The sequence below is a fragment of the Actinokineospora sp. UV203 genome (genome assembly GCF_056323665.1).
Map to the genome: position 1 here is coordinate 2,101,468 of NZ_CM150484.1, position 15,122 is coordinate 2,116,589.

The 15,122-nt window shown below is 69.3% G+C and carries 14 protein-coding genes; 2 read left to right on the top strand and 12 right to left on the bottom strand.

Going from position 1 to position 15,122, the window contains the following annotated elements:
• Positions 1-44 precede the first annotated feature (44 nt).
• Together ACUZ2Y_RS09635 and ACUZ2Y_RS09640 are read left to right on the top strand one after the other, a co-directional pair.
• On the top strand, positions 45-497 hold the full coding sequence (locus ACUZ2Y_RS09635) for an SRPBCC family protein (protein ID WP_476329002.1): 453 nt from the start codon (positions 45-47) through the stop codon (positions 495-497).
• Between the two features lie 215 nt (positions 498-712).
• Positions 713-2,146, top strand: a complete 1,434-nt coding sequence (locus ACUZ2Y_RS09640; RefSeq protein WP_476329004.1) for a hypothetical protein — start codon at positions 713-715, stop codon at positions 2,144-2,146.
• Between the two features lie 617 nt (positions 2,147-2,763).
• Here ACUZ2Y_RS09640 and ACUZ2Y_RS09645 read toward each other — a convergent pair.
• From ACUZ2Y_RS09645 to ftsZ, 12 genes are all read right to left on the bottom strand, one after another.
• Complete coding sequence (locus ACUZ2Y_RS09645; RefSeq protein WP_476329006.1) at positions 2,764-3,159, bottom strand: penicillin-binding transpeptidase domain-containing protein; 396 nt, start codon at positions 3,157-3,159, stop codon at positions 2,764-2,766.
• Positions 3,102-4,355: a penicillin-binding transpeptidase domain-containing protein gene (locus tag ACUZ2Y_RS09650; protein ID WP_476329008.1), complete on the bottom strand. Its 1,254-nt coding sequence runs from the start codon at positions 4,353-4,355 to the stop codon at positions 3,102-3,104. Before ACUZ2Y_RS09650 ends, ACUZ2Y_RS09645 begins: the two co-directional genes overlap by 58 nt.
• Positions 4,356-4,486: 131 nt before the next feature.
• Positions 4,487-7,627: an isoleucine--tRNA ligase gene (gene ileS, locus ACUZ2Y_RS09655; RefSeq protein ID WP_476329010.1), complete on the bottom strand. Its 3,141-nt coding sequence runs from the start codon at positions 7,625-7,627 to the stop codon at positions 4,487-4,489.
• A gap of 250 nt (positions 7,628-7,877) precedes the next feature.
• Positions 7,878-8,387, bottom strand: coding sequence for a GNAT family N-acetyltransferase (locus ACUZ2Y_RS09660; protein WP_476329011.1), 510 nt, complete (start codon positions 8,385-8,387; stop codon positions 7,878-7,880).
• 24 nt (positions 8,388-8,411) lie between these two features.
• Positions 8,412-9,644, bottom strand: coding sequence for an MFS transporter (locus ACUZ2Y_RS09665; RefSeq protein WP_476329013.1), 1,233 nt, complete (start codon positions 9,642-9,644; stop codon positions 8,412-8,414).
• 82 nt (positions 9,645-9,726) lie between these two features.
• Positions 9,727-10,296, bottom strand: coding sequence for a hypothetical protein (locus ACUZ2Y_RS09670; protein WP_476329015.1), 570 nt, complete (start codon positions 10,294-10,296; stop codon positions 9,727-9,729).
• 66 nt (positions 10,297-10,362) lie between these two features.
• Complete coding sequence (gene wag31 / locus ACUZ2Y_RS09675; protein WP_091574649.1) at positions 10,363-11,193, bottom strand: DivIVA-like cell division protein Wag31; 831 nt, start codon at positions 11,191-11,193, stop codon at positions 10,363-10,365.
• Between the two features lie 49 nt (positions 11,194-11,242).
• Complete coding sequence (locus ACUZ2Y_RS09680; protein WP_476331692.1) at positions 11,243-11,518, bottom strand: YggT family protein; 276 nt, start codon at positions 11,516-11,518, stop codon at positions 11,243-11,245.
• A 28-nt stretch (positions 11,519-11,546) separates the two neighbouring features.
• Entirely contained in the window at positions 11,547-12,182 is a 636-nt protein-coding gene (locus ACUZ2Y_RS09685; protein ID WP_476329018.1) for a cell division protein SepF, read from the bottom strand.
• A gap of 45 nt (positions 12,183-12,227) precedes the next feature.
• Entirely contained in the window at positions 12,228-12,938 is a 711-nt protein-coding gene (locus ACUZ2Y_RS09690; protein ID WP_476329020.1) for a YggS family pyridoxal phosphate-dependent enzyme, read from the bottom strand.
• Entirely contained in the window at positions 12,935-13,639 is a 705-nt protein-coding gene (pgeF, locus tag ACUZ2Y_RS09695) for a peptidoglycan editing factor PgeF (RefSeq protein WP_476329022.1), read from the bottom strand. Before pgeF ends, ACUZ2Y_RS09690 begins: the two co-directional genes overlap by 4 nt.
• 78 nt (positions 13,640-13,717) lie before the next feature.
• The gene (gene ftsZ / locus ACUZ2Y_RS09700) at positions 13,718-15,046 is read right to left on the bottom strand and encodes a cell division protein FtsZ (protein ID WP_476329024.1); all 1,329 of its coding nucleotides are present in this window, start codon (positions 15,044-15,046) and stop codon (positions 13,718-13,720) included.
• Positions 15,047-15,122 lie beyond the last annotated feature (76 nt).

Consider the following 15,122-nt stretch of genomic DNA (forward strand, 5'->3'; position numbering starts at 1 on the left):
TTCACAATGTGCACCAACGGGAATACCCCGTCAGCCGCTCGACAATGGGTGAGCTCATCAACCGGATCACGGGCGCCGAAAGCCCGCTATGGCCCGTCGACGCCTGGCCCGCCGTGCTGTTCGACCGACCGCTCTCGGTGGGCGCCACCGGTGGGCACGCGGACATCCGCTACACCTGCACCGCTTACCAGCCCGGCGAACTGGTCGAGTGCACGTTCATCCCCGGCCCGCTGCGCGGCACGCACACGCTCGACGTGCTCGACGGCCCGACTCCAGACTCCTGCGTGCTGCGGCACGTCATCAGCGCGCGTCCCCGCGGGATCGGCCACCTCCTCTGGCCCCTGGCCGTGCGGTGGCTGCACGACGCGCTCCTGGAGGATCTGCTCGACCGAGCCGCGGACTCCGTCGGACACCCTCCCGCGCGGCGCGCGAAGTGGTCGCCCTGGGTGCGGATCATGCATGGGGCGGCGCGCAAACGCGCCCGCACGACGGTCTAAGAGCTACACCCAAATGGCGCATCAAGCGTTCCTGCATCACCCGTAAGGCGGCATGGTTCTTTTACGGAAAGTTGCAGTACGCAAGGGGAAGATCTGCGTTTAACATGGGCGAACGCAGCGTGCGACGGACCGCTCCACCCCCCTGCCGGACTCGCCCACCGAAGGAGGCTCCGCTCGCATCCGGCCCAGTGTCGGATCGCCGAGCAGGCAACCAGATGACCGCACACCGATGGAGTGCCCTCTCCTCGGTCCGCCTCATCGCGCGTTCCTGGCGTTTGCGCGCCGAAGAACGGACAGCGACCGCGGGCCGGGCGTTAGTCAGACTGATCGTCCCGCTCAGCTTGGCCGGGCTGATCGCCGCCCTCCGGGTGGGAATGCTCCAGTCCCCCGCCCAACCCGTCGAAGCACAGCATGTGGCCCAGGTCTACGCCGTGGCCGAACTGGGCAAGCTGCTCGACCCGCTCGGCGCCGCGGCGGCGCCGCTGGCCTGGTTACAGATCGGCGGCTACACCGCCCTGACCGACGCGTTCGCCCGGCACGCGACCGGCACCATCGCCGTCCGCGAGTCGATCCTGTTCGCCTCCGCCTGTTGCGCCCTGCTGGTGTGGCTCTTCGCCCGCCGCATGTCCCTGTCGCGGTGGACCGCCGCCGCGGCGGTCGGCATGGTGGCGCTGTCACCGCTGGCGATCTCCATGCAGACCGCCGTGCGGCCGGAGAACGTGGCCATGCCGTGGGCGTTGGCCGGACTCGGTTTGCTGTGGACGCACAACCGGCACCGCTCGCTCGCCCCAGACCTGTGGGCCACGGCGTTCCTGGTCATCGCGGTGATCACCGCCCCGGTCACCCTGGCCCTGGTCCCCACCGGCGCCTGGCTGATCTGGCGGCGCAGGCGCAAGCGCTTGTCGCTGATGGTGGCCTCGCTGTTCACCCTCGGCGTCGGCATCGGCCTGGGCACCACATCGGTCCTCAACGGCGTCTATCTCACCGGCGACGGCCCCGTCCCGGCGCACTGGGTGGGCATGGACCCGGTCCTGGCCGCCACCGCCGTCTTCGCCGCCTGCGGCGCCCTGTTCTCCTACCGGCTGCGCCCGCTCGCCGTCGGCGTCCTCACCCTGATCGTGACCGCACTGATCCCCGGCGGCCCCGGAACCGCGGCCCTGACCGTGGTGCCGCCCCTGGCCGCACTGCTGATCGCCGGGACCGTCGAGCTCGGCATCACCCACCGCGAACGGGTCGGCAGGCACCAGTTGGTCCGGCCGTTCCTGGTGCCCACGGCGGCGCTCGCGGTGACCGTGGCGGCGTTCGCGATCCCCGCGTGGGCGAGCCCGGTCGGCGCGACCGAGCGGCCCGACATCGCCCCGGCCGCCGCGGCGGCGAGCTGGCTGCGGGTGAATCTGCCCGAGGCGCGGATATTGACCGACGATTCGACTTGGGTGGACCTGGTGCTCGACGGGCGGCCGGTTGCCGCCACCACCCGACCGGACGAGTGCGTCGACACCTGTCTGGCCCAATCGTGGCTGCTGCTCACCCCGGCGCTGCGCCAGGAGATCGACGTCCGGCCGGGGCTCGCGAGCGCGGTGGACCGCAGCAAGGTGGTGGCGGTGTTCGGCGCGGGTGAGACCCGCGTCGAGGTTCGCAGCCATCCATAGTGGACTGACTTGCTTGCATGGATCTCCACGTTCGTCAAACGTTCATCCCCATGCTAAAGGGGCAATGACGACGGGATCGCCGACGGCTAATCTTGCGGTGCGGGGATCAGGAGGAAACCAGGAACCATTGCGAGACAAGGAATTTCTGCCCTATGCGACCACGAAGGCCACCAGCGCCACGACCGCCTCCGCGGTGATCGCGAACATCCGAACCCGGGCACCTACCGCCACTGCCCCACCCCAAACCGACTGACTGCCGCTATCCAACCGAAACCGGGTGGACGACCCGCGCAACCCAGCCCTGCGCGGAAGCCGACCGGCTGCACCATCACCCCAGGTCGAGCCCGGCGACCTGTCAATGGCAACGCTGGTCACCACCGACGCCGACTACCGGCGAAATCGGCCGCTCGCCGCAGGCAAACCAGCCGACGGCAAACGACCACTCGCCAGCCGGCAAACCAACCGACGACAAGCGATCGCTCGCCGGAGGGGCAAACCGGCCGCGCAACCAACCGCACCCAAGGGGGGCCGTGACGCGACCCGACCACGGTCCCCCACCAGTCCGCATCATCACCAAGGAAGGCAACCGAATCTAAAATTCCGGGGAGGCGGAACAGTCAAGCTCCTGCCAGGAATGTTTCAGCCACCGTCACGGCGGGCGCGGCTGAGCCCGCGTCCTCGACCAACACCGCGAACGCGACATCACCCCGATACCCGGCGAACCAGCCGTGTGAGTGGGTGCCGTCGCCGAACTGGGCGGTCCCGGTTTTGCCCGCCACGGCGCCGTACTTGGACAGTGCCTTGGCCCGGCCGACCGTCACGACCTCGCGCATCATCGTGCGCAGGGACTTGACGGTGGCCGCGGACGGGCCTTGGTAGCCGGTTTTCACGACGGTGTCCACGCCGGTGAACAGCCGCGGGGTGACCGCCGATCCCTTGGCCACGGTGGCGGTCATCAGGGCGAGTCCGAATGGGCTGGCCTGGACTGTGCCCTGCCCGATGCTGTTCTCCACCTGCTCGGGGGTGGCGCGGGCGGCTGGATCCGGCCGGTCTGGGTGCTGATGCCGGGGATCTCGAAGTCCGCCGCGAAGCCGAACTGGGCGGCCGCGGCGGGCAGCGAACCCGACGACAGGTCGGCGGCCAGCGCGGCGAACGTGGTGTTGCAGGACTGGGCGAAAGCCGTGCGCAGCGGGCCGTCGGGGAGTTCGAAGTCGGCGTTCTTGATGCTGCGGGTGCCGATGGTCTGCCTGCCGGGGCAGGGCACGACGGTGTCGATGCCTGCTTTGCCCGCGTCGAGGAGCGCGGCGGCGGTGACGACCTTGAACGTGGAGCCTGGCGGGTAGAGGCCATTGAGCGCCTTCGGGCTGTTCCCGGCGGCGGCGTTCTGCGCGACGGCGAGGATGCCGCCGGTCGAGGGCTGGATGGCGACCACGATGGCGGCGCCTGGTGCCGAGTCCACGGCGGTTTGGGCGGCCTTCTGGGTGGCCGCGCTCAGCGTCGCGGTGACCGGCGGGGTGGGTTTGGCTTCGACGCCGAAGAGGTTCTCGACTTCGGCGCCCGCCTTGTCGAACAGCACAACGCGTCCCGCGGCGGGGGTGCCGGTGGGCTGCACCTGGTTCTTGATCGCGCCGGCGAGCAGGGGCGCGGCTGCGGGGTCCAGCGGCTTGCCGTCGCGGTCGAGGACGGCGTTCGGCGAGGCGGCCTGCTGACGCACGCCGAGGGAGAAACCGGGCGTCAGCTTGGGATGCAAGATCGTCGGGTCCCAGCGAACCCGCCAGCCTGCGGCGGCGCGTTCCATGGTCAACTCCGTCGGGTACGTCCACACCTGGTCGGTGCCCAAGGTCCAGCTGATCTGGAACTGCTGGGCGATCTCGGTCGCGTCCGCGGCGGGTTCGGCCTGGTTCGTCCAGGCCGTGGCCACCTTCGACGCCCCCAGCATGGTCTTGACGCTGCTCAGCACCCGTGAGGCGCTCTCGCGGTCCGAGGTCATACCTGCCGCGGTGACCATGTCCTGCGCGGCGAGCGACTTGATGAACCGGTCGCCGACCTGCAGTGCCGTCATCGTCGGCTGCGCCGATGTCGTCTGCGTGCCCGCGACGGCCTGCGGCCCACGTTGTCGCGGCATCAACACATAGATGGCGGTGCCCAGGCACGCGATCACCGCCAAGGCCCCAATGGACAGAATCCAGCGCTTCCGTGTCGATGACACGTCGAACCCCCAGTACCGCACATCCCCCGACGCGCGACAGTCACGCTTCATCCACGATGCCAGGAAGGCGACTTCCGGACCACCGAAAGTCGCCTTCCTGATACCCGCACGTGATGTGAATTACTGTCGAACTACCGCTTGCGCACGAGAACCCGCACGTCGACGCCGTCGCCGACGGTGCCGTCGAAACCGGTCTCGACCTCGCCGTACTCCACCGCCTCGGCCAGCGTGTCACCGGCGACGATGCGTGCGTGCGTGCGCGCGGCCGCGACCACGTCCTCCGGCGCGCTCACCGTGAGGGTGATCCGGTCGGACACGTCCAGGCCCGCGTCGCGCCGGGCCTGCTGGACGACGCGGATGAGGTCGCGGGCGATGCCCTCGGCGGTCAGCTCCGGGGTCACGGCCGTGTCGAGCACGACCAGACCCGAGCTGGCGGGCAGCTCAGCCGTCGCACCCGGATCGGTGGCGACAAGCCGACGCTCGTACTCGCCGTCGAGCAGTTCGATCCCGGCCGCGACGACCGCGCCGCTGTCGGCGGTGGTCCACTCCCCCGCCTTGACCGCCTTGATCACCTTCTGCACGTCGGCCCCGAGCCGCGGCCCGCACGCGCGGGCGTTGACCACGAGTTCGAAGTGCCCGTGCGCGGCGACGTCGGTGGTCAGCTCGACCTCCTTGACGTTCACCTCGTCGCGGATCAGCTCGACGAACGGCTCCAGCACAGCCGCGTCCTCGGCCGCCACCAGCAGCCGCGCCAGCGGCAGCCGCACACGCAGCTTGTTCGCCTTGCGCAGCGCCAGCGCCGACGAGCACACCTGCCGGACCCGGTCCATGCCCGCGACCAGTTTGTCGTCGGCGGGCAGGTCGTCGGCCGACGGCCAGTCCGCCAAGTGCACCGAGCGCTCGCCGGTCAGACCGCGCCACACGGCCTCCGCGGTGAGCGGCAGCAGCGGCGAAGTCAAGCGGGACACCACTTCCAGCACGGTGTGCAGGGTGTCGATCGCGTCGGTGTCGCCCGCCCAGAAGCGGTCACGCGACCGACGCACGTACCAGTTCGTCAGCACCTCAAGGTATTCGCGCACCGAAGCACACGAGCCGGAGATGTCATAGGTGTCCATCGACTCGGTCACCGATACCACGAGCTGCCGAGTCTTGGCCAGCACGTAGCGGTCGAGCACGTGCGTCGAGTCGGTCCGCCACGTGCCTTCCTTGCCTTCGGCGTTCGCATACAGGGCAAGGAAATACCACGAGTTCCACAGCGGCAGCACGGCCTGGCGCACCGCGTCGCGGATGCCGCGCTCGGTCACGACCAGGTCGCCGCCGCGCAGGATCGGGCTGGCCATGAGGAACCAGCGCATCGCGTCGGAGCCGTCGCGGTCGAAGACCTCGTTGACGTCCGGGTAGTTCTTGCGCGACTTGGACATCTTCTGCCCGTCGTCGCCCAGCACGATGCCGTGCGCGACGCAGTTGGTGAACGCGGGCCGGTCGAACAGCGCCGTCGCGATCACGTGCATCGTGTAGAACCAGCCACGCGTCTGGCCGTTGTACTCGACGATGAAGTCGCCCGGGTAGTGGTCCTCGAACCACTGCGCGTTCTCGAACGGGTAGTGGACCTGGGCGAAGGACATCGAGCCGGACTCGAACCAGCAGTCCAGCACCTCGGGCACCCGGCGCATGACCGACTTGCCCGTCGGGTCGTCCGGGTTGGGCCGGGTCAGGTCGTCGACGTGCGGGCGGTGCAGGTCGGTCGGGCGCACGCCGAAGTCACGCTCGAGGTCGTCGAGCGAGCCGTAGACGTCCATGCGCGGGTACTCCGGGTCGTCGGAGACCCAGACCGGGATCGGCGAGCCCCAGAACCGGTTGCGGCTGATGTTCCAGTCGCGCGCGTTCTCCAGCCACCTGCCGAACTGGCCGTCCTTGATGTGCCCGGGCACCCAGTTGATCTGCTGGTTCAGCTCGACCATGCGGTCCTTGAACTTCGACACCGCGATGAACCACGACGACACCGCCCGCTGGATCAGCGCGTTGTCGCAGCGCCAGCAGTGCGGGTACGGGTGGTCGTAGGTCTCGTGCCGAAGCAGCAGACCGGCGTCCTTGAGGTCGCGGATGATCGGCTTGTTCGCCTCGAAGACCTGCAGGCCCTCATAAGGCGCCACCTCGGCGGTGAAGCGGCCGTGCGGGTCGACGGGGACGACGACCTCGATGCCCGCGGCATCGGTGACGAGCTTGTCCTCCTCACCGAAGGCGGGCGCGATGTGCACGATGCCCGTGCCGTCCTGGGTGGTGACGTAGTCGGCGGCGAGGACCTGGTGGGCGTTCTCCCGTCCGGCGAAGAAGTCGAACGGCGGCGCGTACTTCGTGCCGAGCAGGTCGGTACCGGTGTAGCGCGCGAGAACCGCGGGCTCCTCACCAAGCTCGCGGGCGTACGCCGGAACGCGCGCCTCGGCCAGCAGGTAGCGCTTGTCCTCGGGACCCTGGACGACGACGTAGTCGACATCCGGGTGCACCGCGGCGGCGAGGTTGGACGGCAGCGTCCACGGGGTGGTCGTCCACACAAGAGCCTGGACGCCGTCGAGGTCGGTGCCCGGCGCGAGCAGCCGCAGGCCGACCGTGACCGCCGGGTCCTGCCGGTCCCGGTAGGTGTCGTCCATTTTGGTCTCGGTGTTCGACAGCGGCGTCTCGCAGCGCCAGCAGTACCACAGCACACGGAAGCCCTCGTAGATCAAACCCTTGTCGTGCAAGGATTTGAAGGCCCACATGACGCTTTCCATGTAGTCCAGGTCGAGAGTCTTGTAGTCGTTGTCGAAGTCGACCCAGCGGGCCTGACGGGTCACGTAGTCGCGCCACTGGTCGGTGTAGCGCAGCACCGAGGACCGGCAGGCCTCGTTGAACTTCTCGATGCCGAAGTCCTCGATCTCGCTCTTCGACGAGAACCCGAGCTGCTTCTCGGCCTCGACCTCGGCGGGCAGACCGTGGGTGTCCCAGCCGAAGCGGCGCTCGACGTGCTTGCCGCGCATCGTCTGGTAGCGCGGGACGACGTCCTTGACGTAGCCGGTCAGCAGGTGGCCGTAGTGCGGCAGGCCGTTGGCGAAGGGCGGGCCGTCGTAGAAGACGAACTCGTTGGCGCCGTTGTCGCCCGCCGGGCGAGCGTCCACAGTGGCCTTGAACGTCTGGTCGGCGGACCAGTAGTCGAGCACGGCCCGTTCCAGCTCGGGGAAAGAGGGCTGCGCGGGGACAGCGGCGGTCTCGGTGTGATGCGCCCTGGGGTACGGCATCGGTGGTACTCCTCGTACGGATCGGTCGGACCCACACGGGGACGACTCGCGCCGGCCTCCATGCCGCCGCTCGCCGCGGTACCACCCCGCTTGCCGCCGGCGCCGAAACGCCGATGACCGCTCTAGGTCGGCTGTGACGGGCCGATCCCGTCCGGTTCTACTGAGGCTCGCGCCCGTTCTTCCGGAGGCTCCCCGGTGATGGCCGGATCAGTACCTTGACACCTAGGGTAACGGGTCCGCGCAAGCCGGTTCACGCAACCAGGTGTTTCACCATGATCGTCGTCGGCGCGAGGACGCCGTCCACGGTCAGCGCGAAGTCGTCCACCGTCCCCACCCGCCGCCAGCCGCGCCGGGCGTAGATGCCCTCGGCGAGGCTGTCGGTGTGCGTGTCCAGCATCAGGACCCGGCGTCCGAGCGAGCGCGCGGTGTCCTCCAGCGCGGCCAGCAGCGCACCGGCGCAGCCCTTGCCCCGAGCGTCGCGGTGCACCAGCAGCTTGACCACCTCGGCGCGGTGCCTGCCGTTGTCCTGGGTCGCCAAGGCCAGGCGCACGGTGCCGACGATCCGGCCGGTCCCGTCGCGGGAAACCCAGGTCAGCACGTTGGGGTCGGCGAGCACGGTCCGCCACCAGACGCGAGCCCGGTCGTGGGCGAGCACGCCGACGAACCCGACACTCGCCCCGTTCGCCACACAGTCCACCAGAACCTCGGCCAGGCCGTCGACGAGACCGTCGTCGACGTCTTTCACCAACTCGACTCGCATGGCCCTATTCGACCTCCGCGTCCCTCAGGCCGTCGAGACCCCCGTGACGAACGCCTCCCGGCGAAAGTGTCGCCAGGCGAACGACGTCAGGACGATCATCGCGGACCCCGCGGCCCACATCGGCGCGGTGACGCCCCAGTAGCGTGCGATCAGGCCACCGGCCAGCGAGCCGATTGACGCGCCGCCGATGACCAGCAGGAAATACACGCTGCCGACCCGGCCGCGCAGCCGGTCCGGGACGACCCGCTGGCGGACCGACATGGCGACGACACCCCAGATCGACGCGTGGATCCCGAACACAAGCAGGGTGGCCCCGGCGACCCACGCGTCACCGGCCAGGGCCAAGCCGAAGTGGGTCGCGGTCTCGATCACCATGCCCGCCCGCAGCAGGGTGCCGTCGCCGAACCGCTTCTGCGCCCGAGCGGCGACCGCGGTCCCGATCAGGCCACCCACCGCCATCACCGCCAGCAGCAGTCCGAAACCGATCTCGGGCAGGCCGAGGTGTGCCTTCGCGTAGAGCACGAGGATCGCCGAGGGTGCGAAAAACGCCACATTCATCAGGCACAAGACCACCGCGAGGGCTCTAAGCAACTCGTGCCGCCAGAGCCAACGCAGCCCTTCGCCGATCTCCTGCCGCAGCGGTCGCCGGTCGACGGCCTCAGCGGGTGGCGGGCGGTATCGCAGGGTGGCCAGCACGGCCGCGCCAAGCAGGAACATCGCGGCGTTGATCCCGAACGGCAGGGCCGCGCCGACCACGAACACCGCCGCGCCCACCGGGGGCGCGATGAGCATGTTGCCGACGAAGTGCAGGGCGTAGAGGCGGGCGTTCGCCTTGGGCAGCAGGTCCGGCACGACGACGGCGGGGACCATGGCGCCGGAGGCGTTGTCGGCCAGCGTCTCGCCGATGCCCAGCAGGAAGAACGCGGCGTAGACGATCGCGATGGTGACGTGGCCGGTCCAGATCGTCACGGCCAGGCCGCCGATCACGGCGGCCCGGAAGACGTTGACCGAGATGATCAGCACCCGGCGGTCGACCCGGTCGACGAACGCACCACTGATCAGCGAGAACAGCAACCAGGGCAGTCGCTGGACGAAGGCCGCGCCGGAGACGATCGCCGGGTCGGAGGTCAGCCCGGAGACCAGCAGCGGGCCCGCGGCCAGCGCGATGCCATCGCCGAGGTTGGCCGTGGCCGTGGACGCCCAGAGCTTGCCGAAGTCCGTGCCGAGACGCTTGGTCCCCTCGCCGGACAGGACCATGCGAAACCGCCCCCTAGGTCAGCTGTCGCCAACTGTTCCAGGGGCAGGTCGCAAGACGCGACCGGTTTCGTCTTCGGCTGAACTACTTCCCGCCGGGGGTCCTGGCTCCTCGGCCCGAGCGGTGCTTGGCCGCCAGGGTCGCGTCCGGACCGCAGAGCGCGCACGGGGTGAAGCCGAGCTGGCGGGCTTCCGCGACCGGGAGACCGATCGACGACCGTCCGCCCAGCCAGGCGCACTTGGCCAGGTGGTAGCGCGGACGCTCGTCCAAGACTCGGACGTCGTCCGTCAGCCCAGAGATCACCAACATGTCGGCGGCGTCCGTCGGCTCCTCGTCGGGCTCATCCTCGGAGGACGTCTCGGGCACGACAGCGACCGCCTCGGCAGGCACGACCGACTCGACGACCGGCTCTCGCACAGGCTCGTCGACAGCTTCGTCGACGTACTCCGGCTCGGGCTCATCCTGGGCCTCCGCGACCGGCTCGGGCTCGGCAGCCCGGCGGCGGCGGTTGCCCAGCCAGTCGTAGACCAGCAGGCCCGCGGCGGCGATGCTGATGCCGACCGAGAGCCACGCCCAGAGGGTGTTGGCCGTTGTCAGAGCGGTGACCAGCAACCCGAGTGCGGCCAGCACCAAGATCAAGACGATGTACAGCACCGTGTGCCCTACTGCCTTGATCGGGACGCCTCATCGCTGAGGCGTCCCGATCAGTGGCTCGCTAGGTCAGCCCGCTTCCGCACGCGGGCCGAAGGAGTAGCCGCTCTGCTGACCGGCACCGCGTCCGCCTTCGGTCGTCGGGGCCGCGGAACCGCGGTCGCCGAGCTCACGCAGGCTGGACTCGAGGAAGGTCTTCAGACGTGTGCGGTACTCGCGCTCGAAGGTGCGCAGCTCGTCGATCTTCTTCTCCAGCGTGGTGCGTTCCTGCTGCACCGCGCCGATGATCTCGGTGTGCTGCCGCTGGGCGTCGCGCTCCAGCGTGGTCGCCTTCTCCCTGGCCTGACGCTCCAGGGTCTCGGCCCGGGTCCGGGCGTCGTTCAGCATGGTCTCCGCGCGCGTACGCGCCTCGGTGACCATGGTGTCCGACTTCGCACGCGCATCGGACAGCAGCTGCTCGGACTTGGTCCGAGCCTCCGACAGCATCCCGTCGGCTTCGGCTTTCGCCTCGCCGGTGAGCCGGTCGGCCATCTCCTGTGCGAGGCCCAGAACCTTGGCGGCCTGCACGTGGTGATCACCGCCGCCTCCGGGACTGGTCTGCTCCAGCGCACTGGGCGGCGGAACCGGAGTGAGCCGACGCGGCTCCTCGGCCTGCCGCGGCGCCACGCTGGGCACGCCACCTCCGGACCGAGCGTCGTCGAGGTCGGCGCGAGCCGACTCCAACTGCGCGTCGAGCTGCTCGACCTGCGCGCGCAGGTCGTTGTTCTCCTCGATCAGGCGGGAGAGCTCTACCTCAACCAAGTCGAGGAAGGCATCCACCTCGTCCTCGTTGTAGCCCCGCTTGCCGATGGGAGGCTTGCTGAACGCGACGTTGTGCACGTCAGCGGGGGTCAACGACATCTGATCACCTCACGCACTCCAGGGCTGCCATCAACCCAAGTCTCCCCGATCACCCGGGATACGCCAGTTGCATCAGAATGAATACAACCAGCAGCAGCACCATAATCAATAGGTCCAGGCCTACACCCCCGATTCGGACTGTCGGTATCAACCGACGGACCAAACGCACCGGGGGATCGGTCACTGTGTAGATGGTCTCCAGCGCTACCGCAACCCCACCGGCTGGTCGCCACTCGCGTGCGAACGTGCGCACGAGTTCCACGACCACCCTGGCGGTGAGTAGCAGCCAGAAGGCGAACAACACCCAATAGACGGCAAGAAGCACTGGTTCCACAGCTCAACTGTGCCATCACTCAGCTTCGGGTGGCGAACCCGCCCTCCGCCAACCGCCGCTTGTCCTCCGCGGTTGGGTCGGCATTGGGCGGTGAGATCAAGAACACCTTGTTCGTGACCTTGTCGATGGAGCCGCGCAACGCGAACGCGAGCCCGGCCGCGAAGTCGACGAGACGCTTGGCGTCCGCGTCATCCATCTCGGTCAGGTTCATGATCACGGGGCGGCCGTCGCGGTAGTGCTCACCGATGGTGCGCGCCTCGTTGTAGCTGCTCGGGTGCAGTGTCACGACACGGCCCATCGGGTACCCACCTGCCTGTACAGCGGGCTCCACCTGCCGCAGCCGGGGAGCCGGGTCGCGACGGGCGTCAATGGCGAGCGCGCCATGGGTTTGCGGTTCGGAGGTCTGGCCTGCCCACGCGGGGCGCGGACGGCCTCGGTCGACCGGCTCGAAGTCGTCGTCGACATCGTCGCGGTAGCCCGCGCGAGCGCCGCCGAACCACCGTCGGCGTCCTCCGGCGTACTCGTCGAAGTCGTCGTCGAGGTACTCCGGACGGCGGCCGTAGGAGCGACGGTCGTAGTCGTCACCCTCGTAGTCCTCGAGCTCTTCGGCAGGCACCATTCCGAAGTAGGCCTTCAGCTTCTGCAGCGTACTCATGGCGTTCCTCCGCGACTCCCCGTGCGTGGTCCCACATGCGCACCGTCAAGGGGAGGCTAGCCCGCGTCCCCCTAGCAGAGCAGTTCCGACACGCACGCATGTCGACCCATGGTCCACCGCTTCTTCAAGATCGTTACTCATGCCGCACGACAGCTCACGCGCCGTTGGATACAGCGCCCGCAGCTGGTGTGCCACACCCGCTAGACGTTCAAACGCCGCCGAAGGTTCCATCCCGAGGGGCGCCACAGCCATGATCCCCTTGAGTGCTAATTCACTCGATCGAATTACATGATCCGCAAGGTAATCAAGATCACCCAGGGGGCAGCCGCCGCGCGCGGGGTCGCCGTCGATGCTCGCCTGCAGGAGGACGTCGAGCGGCTCGGGACGATCTTGGGCGGCCTTGGCCAGCGCGTCGGCCAGCCGGGTCGAGTCGACCGACTGCACTTCGTCGGCCCAGCGGACCACTGAGCGCACCTTGTTGCGCTGCAGCCGCCCGACCATGTGCCAGCGCGGCTTCGCGGTCGGTCGGAGCTCCTTGAGCTGATCGAACTTGGAACCGGCCTCTTGATCGCGGTTCTCGGCAAGATCAAGGACCCCGAGATCGGCCAAGATCGCCGCGTCGGAGGCCGGGAAAGTCTTCGTCACAGCGAGAAGTCGCACGTCGGCGGGCATTCGGCCGGCGTTGCGGCAGGCGGCGTCGATCCGCTCGCGCACGTCGGCGAGGTTCGCGGCGATCTCCGCGGCGCGGTCCGTCACGGCTCGAGCCACGTGATCGCGGCCAATCGCCCAGTGGTCCCTTCCCTGCGGTGACTGAACAGCGAACGCTCCTCATTCGTGCACCGCGGATCGATCCCGATCTTCGCGACACCGGCGTCGGCGAGCTGCCGCCAGAGTCCCGCGCGCAGATCCAGACCGGGCGTGCCCTTGCGGGTGCGGCACGCGCTGCCCGGCAGGTGCTTTTCGACGTCGTTCTGCATCGCCTGCGGCACCTCGTAGCAGTCGCCGCACACCGACGGTCCGAGGAGCACTTCGATCCGGGACGGGTCGGCACCCGCCTCGCGCATCGCGTCGAGCGCCGCAGGCACCACCCCGACGCGCGCGCCCACGCGACCCGCGTGCACCGCGGCGACCACGCCCGCCTGGGCGTCGCCGAGCAAGATCGGGACGCAGTCGGCGACGAGCGCGATTACCGCGAGGTTCGGCTGCGCGGTCACGAGCGCGTCGGTCGCCTCGACCGGCTCGGCCCACGGGCCGTCGACGACCGCGGCGGCGCGGCCGTGGACCTGCTCCATCCAGACCAGCCGGTCCGGCCCCAGCCCGAGCTCGCGGGCGAGCCGCTCCCGGTTGGCCGCCACCGCCTCCGGCGCGTCCCCGACGTGGTCGCCGAGGTTGAACGAGTCATACGGCGCGGCGGAAGCCCCGCCCTCGCGTGTGGTGACCACCCGACGAATCCGCACCAGAACTCCTCAGTCGACCGATAACGAACACGAACCCCGGCGGGGGAACGCCGGGGTTCGTATGGTGCAGGAGCGGTGCTACCTGCGCATAAACGGGGGTACGTCGACCTCGTCGTCCGGGTCGTCGCCGACCGGGACAGCGCGGCCGGGCAGGGTGCCCTGGGTGCCGCGCACGTTCGGCAGCGGCTGTCCGCCGCCGACCGGCGGCGGAGCCTGGGTGGCCTGCTGCGAGTAGCCCATGCCGTTGCCCGCGGGCGCGGGCGCTTGCGTCTGGTAGCCGTTGCCCGGCTGCGGCGCCTGCTGCTGGTAGCCAGTGTGCTGCTGCTGCGGGGCAGGCTGCTGTTGAGTAGCAGGCGCCGGCCGGTCGGTCGACACCTGACCCGCCTTGGCGGACGCCGTGGGGCCCGTCGTGGTGCTGCGGGTGCCGAGCGCCGTCGGATCGAGTTTCTTGTGGGTCGGCGCACCCGCGTCAAAACCCGCGGCGATCACCGTGACCCGGACCTCGTCGCCGAGGGAGTCGTCGATGACCGTACCGAAGATGATGTTGGCCTCGGGGTGCGCGGACTCCTGCACCAGCGACGCCGACTCGTTGATCTCGAACAGGCCCAGGTCGGACCCGCCTGCGATGGCGAGCAGGACGCCGTGGGCGCCGTCCATCGACGCTTCCAGCAGCGGCGAGTTGATCGCCTTCTGCGCGGCCTGCACTGCGCGGCCCTCGCCGCGGGCCGAGCCGATGCCCATCAGCGCGCTGCCCGCGCCGGACATGACGCTCTTCACGTCGGCGAAGTCGAGGTTGATCAGACCCGGGGTGGTGATCAGGTCGGTGATGCCCTGGACACCGGAGAGCAGCACCTCGTCGGCGGAGCGGAAGGCGTCCATCAGGCTCACGCCAACGTCGCCGAGCTGCAGCAGCCGGTCGTTGGGGATGACGATGAGCGTGTCGCACTCGTTGCGCAGCTCGGTGATGCCGTCCTCGGCCTGCTTCGCACGGCGCTTGCCCTCGAAGGAGAACGGCCGGGTGACCACGCCGATGGTCAGCGCGCCGAGCTTGCGGGCGATCGAGGCCACGACGGGCGCGCCGCCGGTGCCGGTGCCGCCGCCCTCACCCGCGGTGACGAAGACCATGTCGGCCCCCTTGAGGACCTCCTCGATCTCCTCGCGGTGGTCTTCGGCGGCCCTGGTGCCGACCTCGGGGTTGGCGCCTGCGCCAAGGCCTCTGGTCAGTTCACGGCCGATGTCGAGCTTGACGTCGGCGTCGGACATGAGCAGTGCCTGCGCGTCGGTGTTCACGGCGATGAACTCGACGCCCTTGAGGCCGACCTCGATCATGCGGTTGACGGCGTTCACGCCGCCGCCACCGATGCCGACGACCTTTATCACGGCGAGGTAGTTGTGCGGGGGCGTCATCAAAGGCCGCCTTCCTGATCGTGTCGAGCATGATCGTGTCCGGACGGGAGACCCTCGACCTCAACCAGAGACTGAG

Coding starts and splice junctions, on each gene's coding strand:
- ACUZ2Y_RS09635 (WP_476329002.1), top strand. CDS start 45: ATGGGTGAGCTCATCAACCGGATCACGGGCGCCGAAAGCCCGCTATGG.
- ACUZ2Y_RS09640 (WP_476329004.1), top strand. CDS start 713: ATGACCGCACACCGATGGAGTGCCCTCTCCTCGGTCCGCCTCATCGCG.
- ileS (WP_476329010.1), bottom strand. CDS start 7,627: ATGCCGTACCCCAGGGCGCATCACACCGAGACCGCCGCTGTCCCCGCG.
- ACUZ2Y_RS09660 (WP_476329011.1), bottom strand. CDS start 8,387: ATGCGAGTCGAGTTGGTGAAAGACGTCGACGACGGTCTCGTCGACGGC.
- ACUZ2Y_RS09665 (WP_476329013.1), bottom strand. CDS start 9,644: ATGGTCCTGTCCGGCGAGGGGACCAAGCGTCTCGGCACGGACTTCGGC.
- wag31 (WP_091574649.1), bottom strand. CDS start 11,193: ATGTCGTTGACCCCCGCTGACGTGCACAACGTCGCGTTCAGCAAGCCT.
- ACUZ2Y_RS09685 (WP_476329018.1), bottom strand. CDS start 12,182: ATGAGTACGCTGCAGAAGCTGAAGGCCTACTTCGGAATGGTGCCTGCC.
- ftsZ (WP_476329024.1), bottom strand. CDS start 15,046: ATGACGCCCCCGCACAACTACCTCGCCGTGATAAAGGTCGTCGGCATC.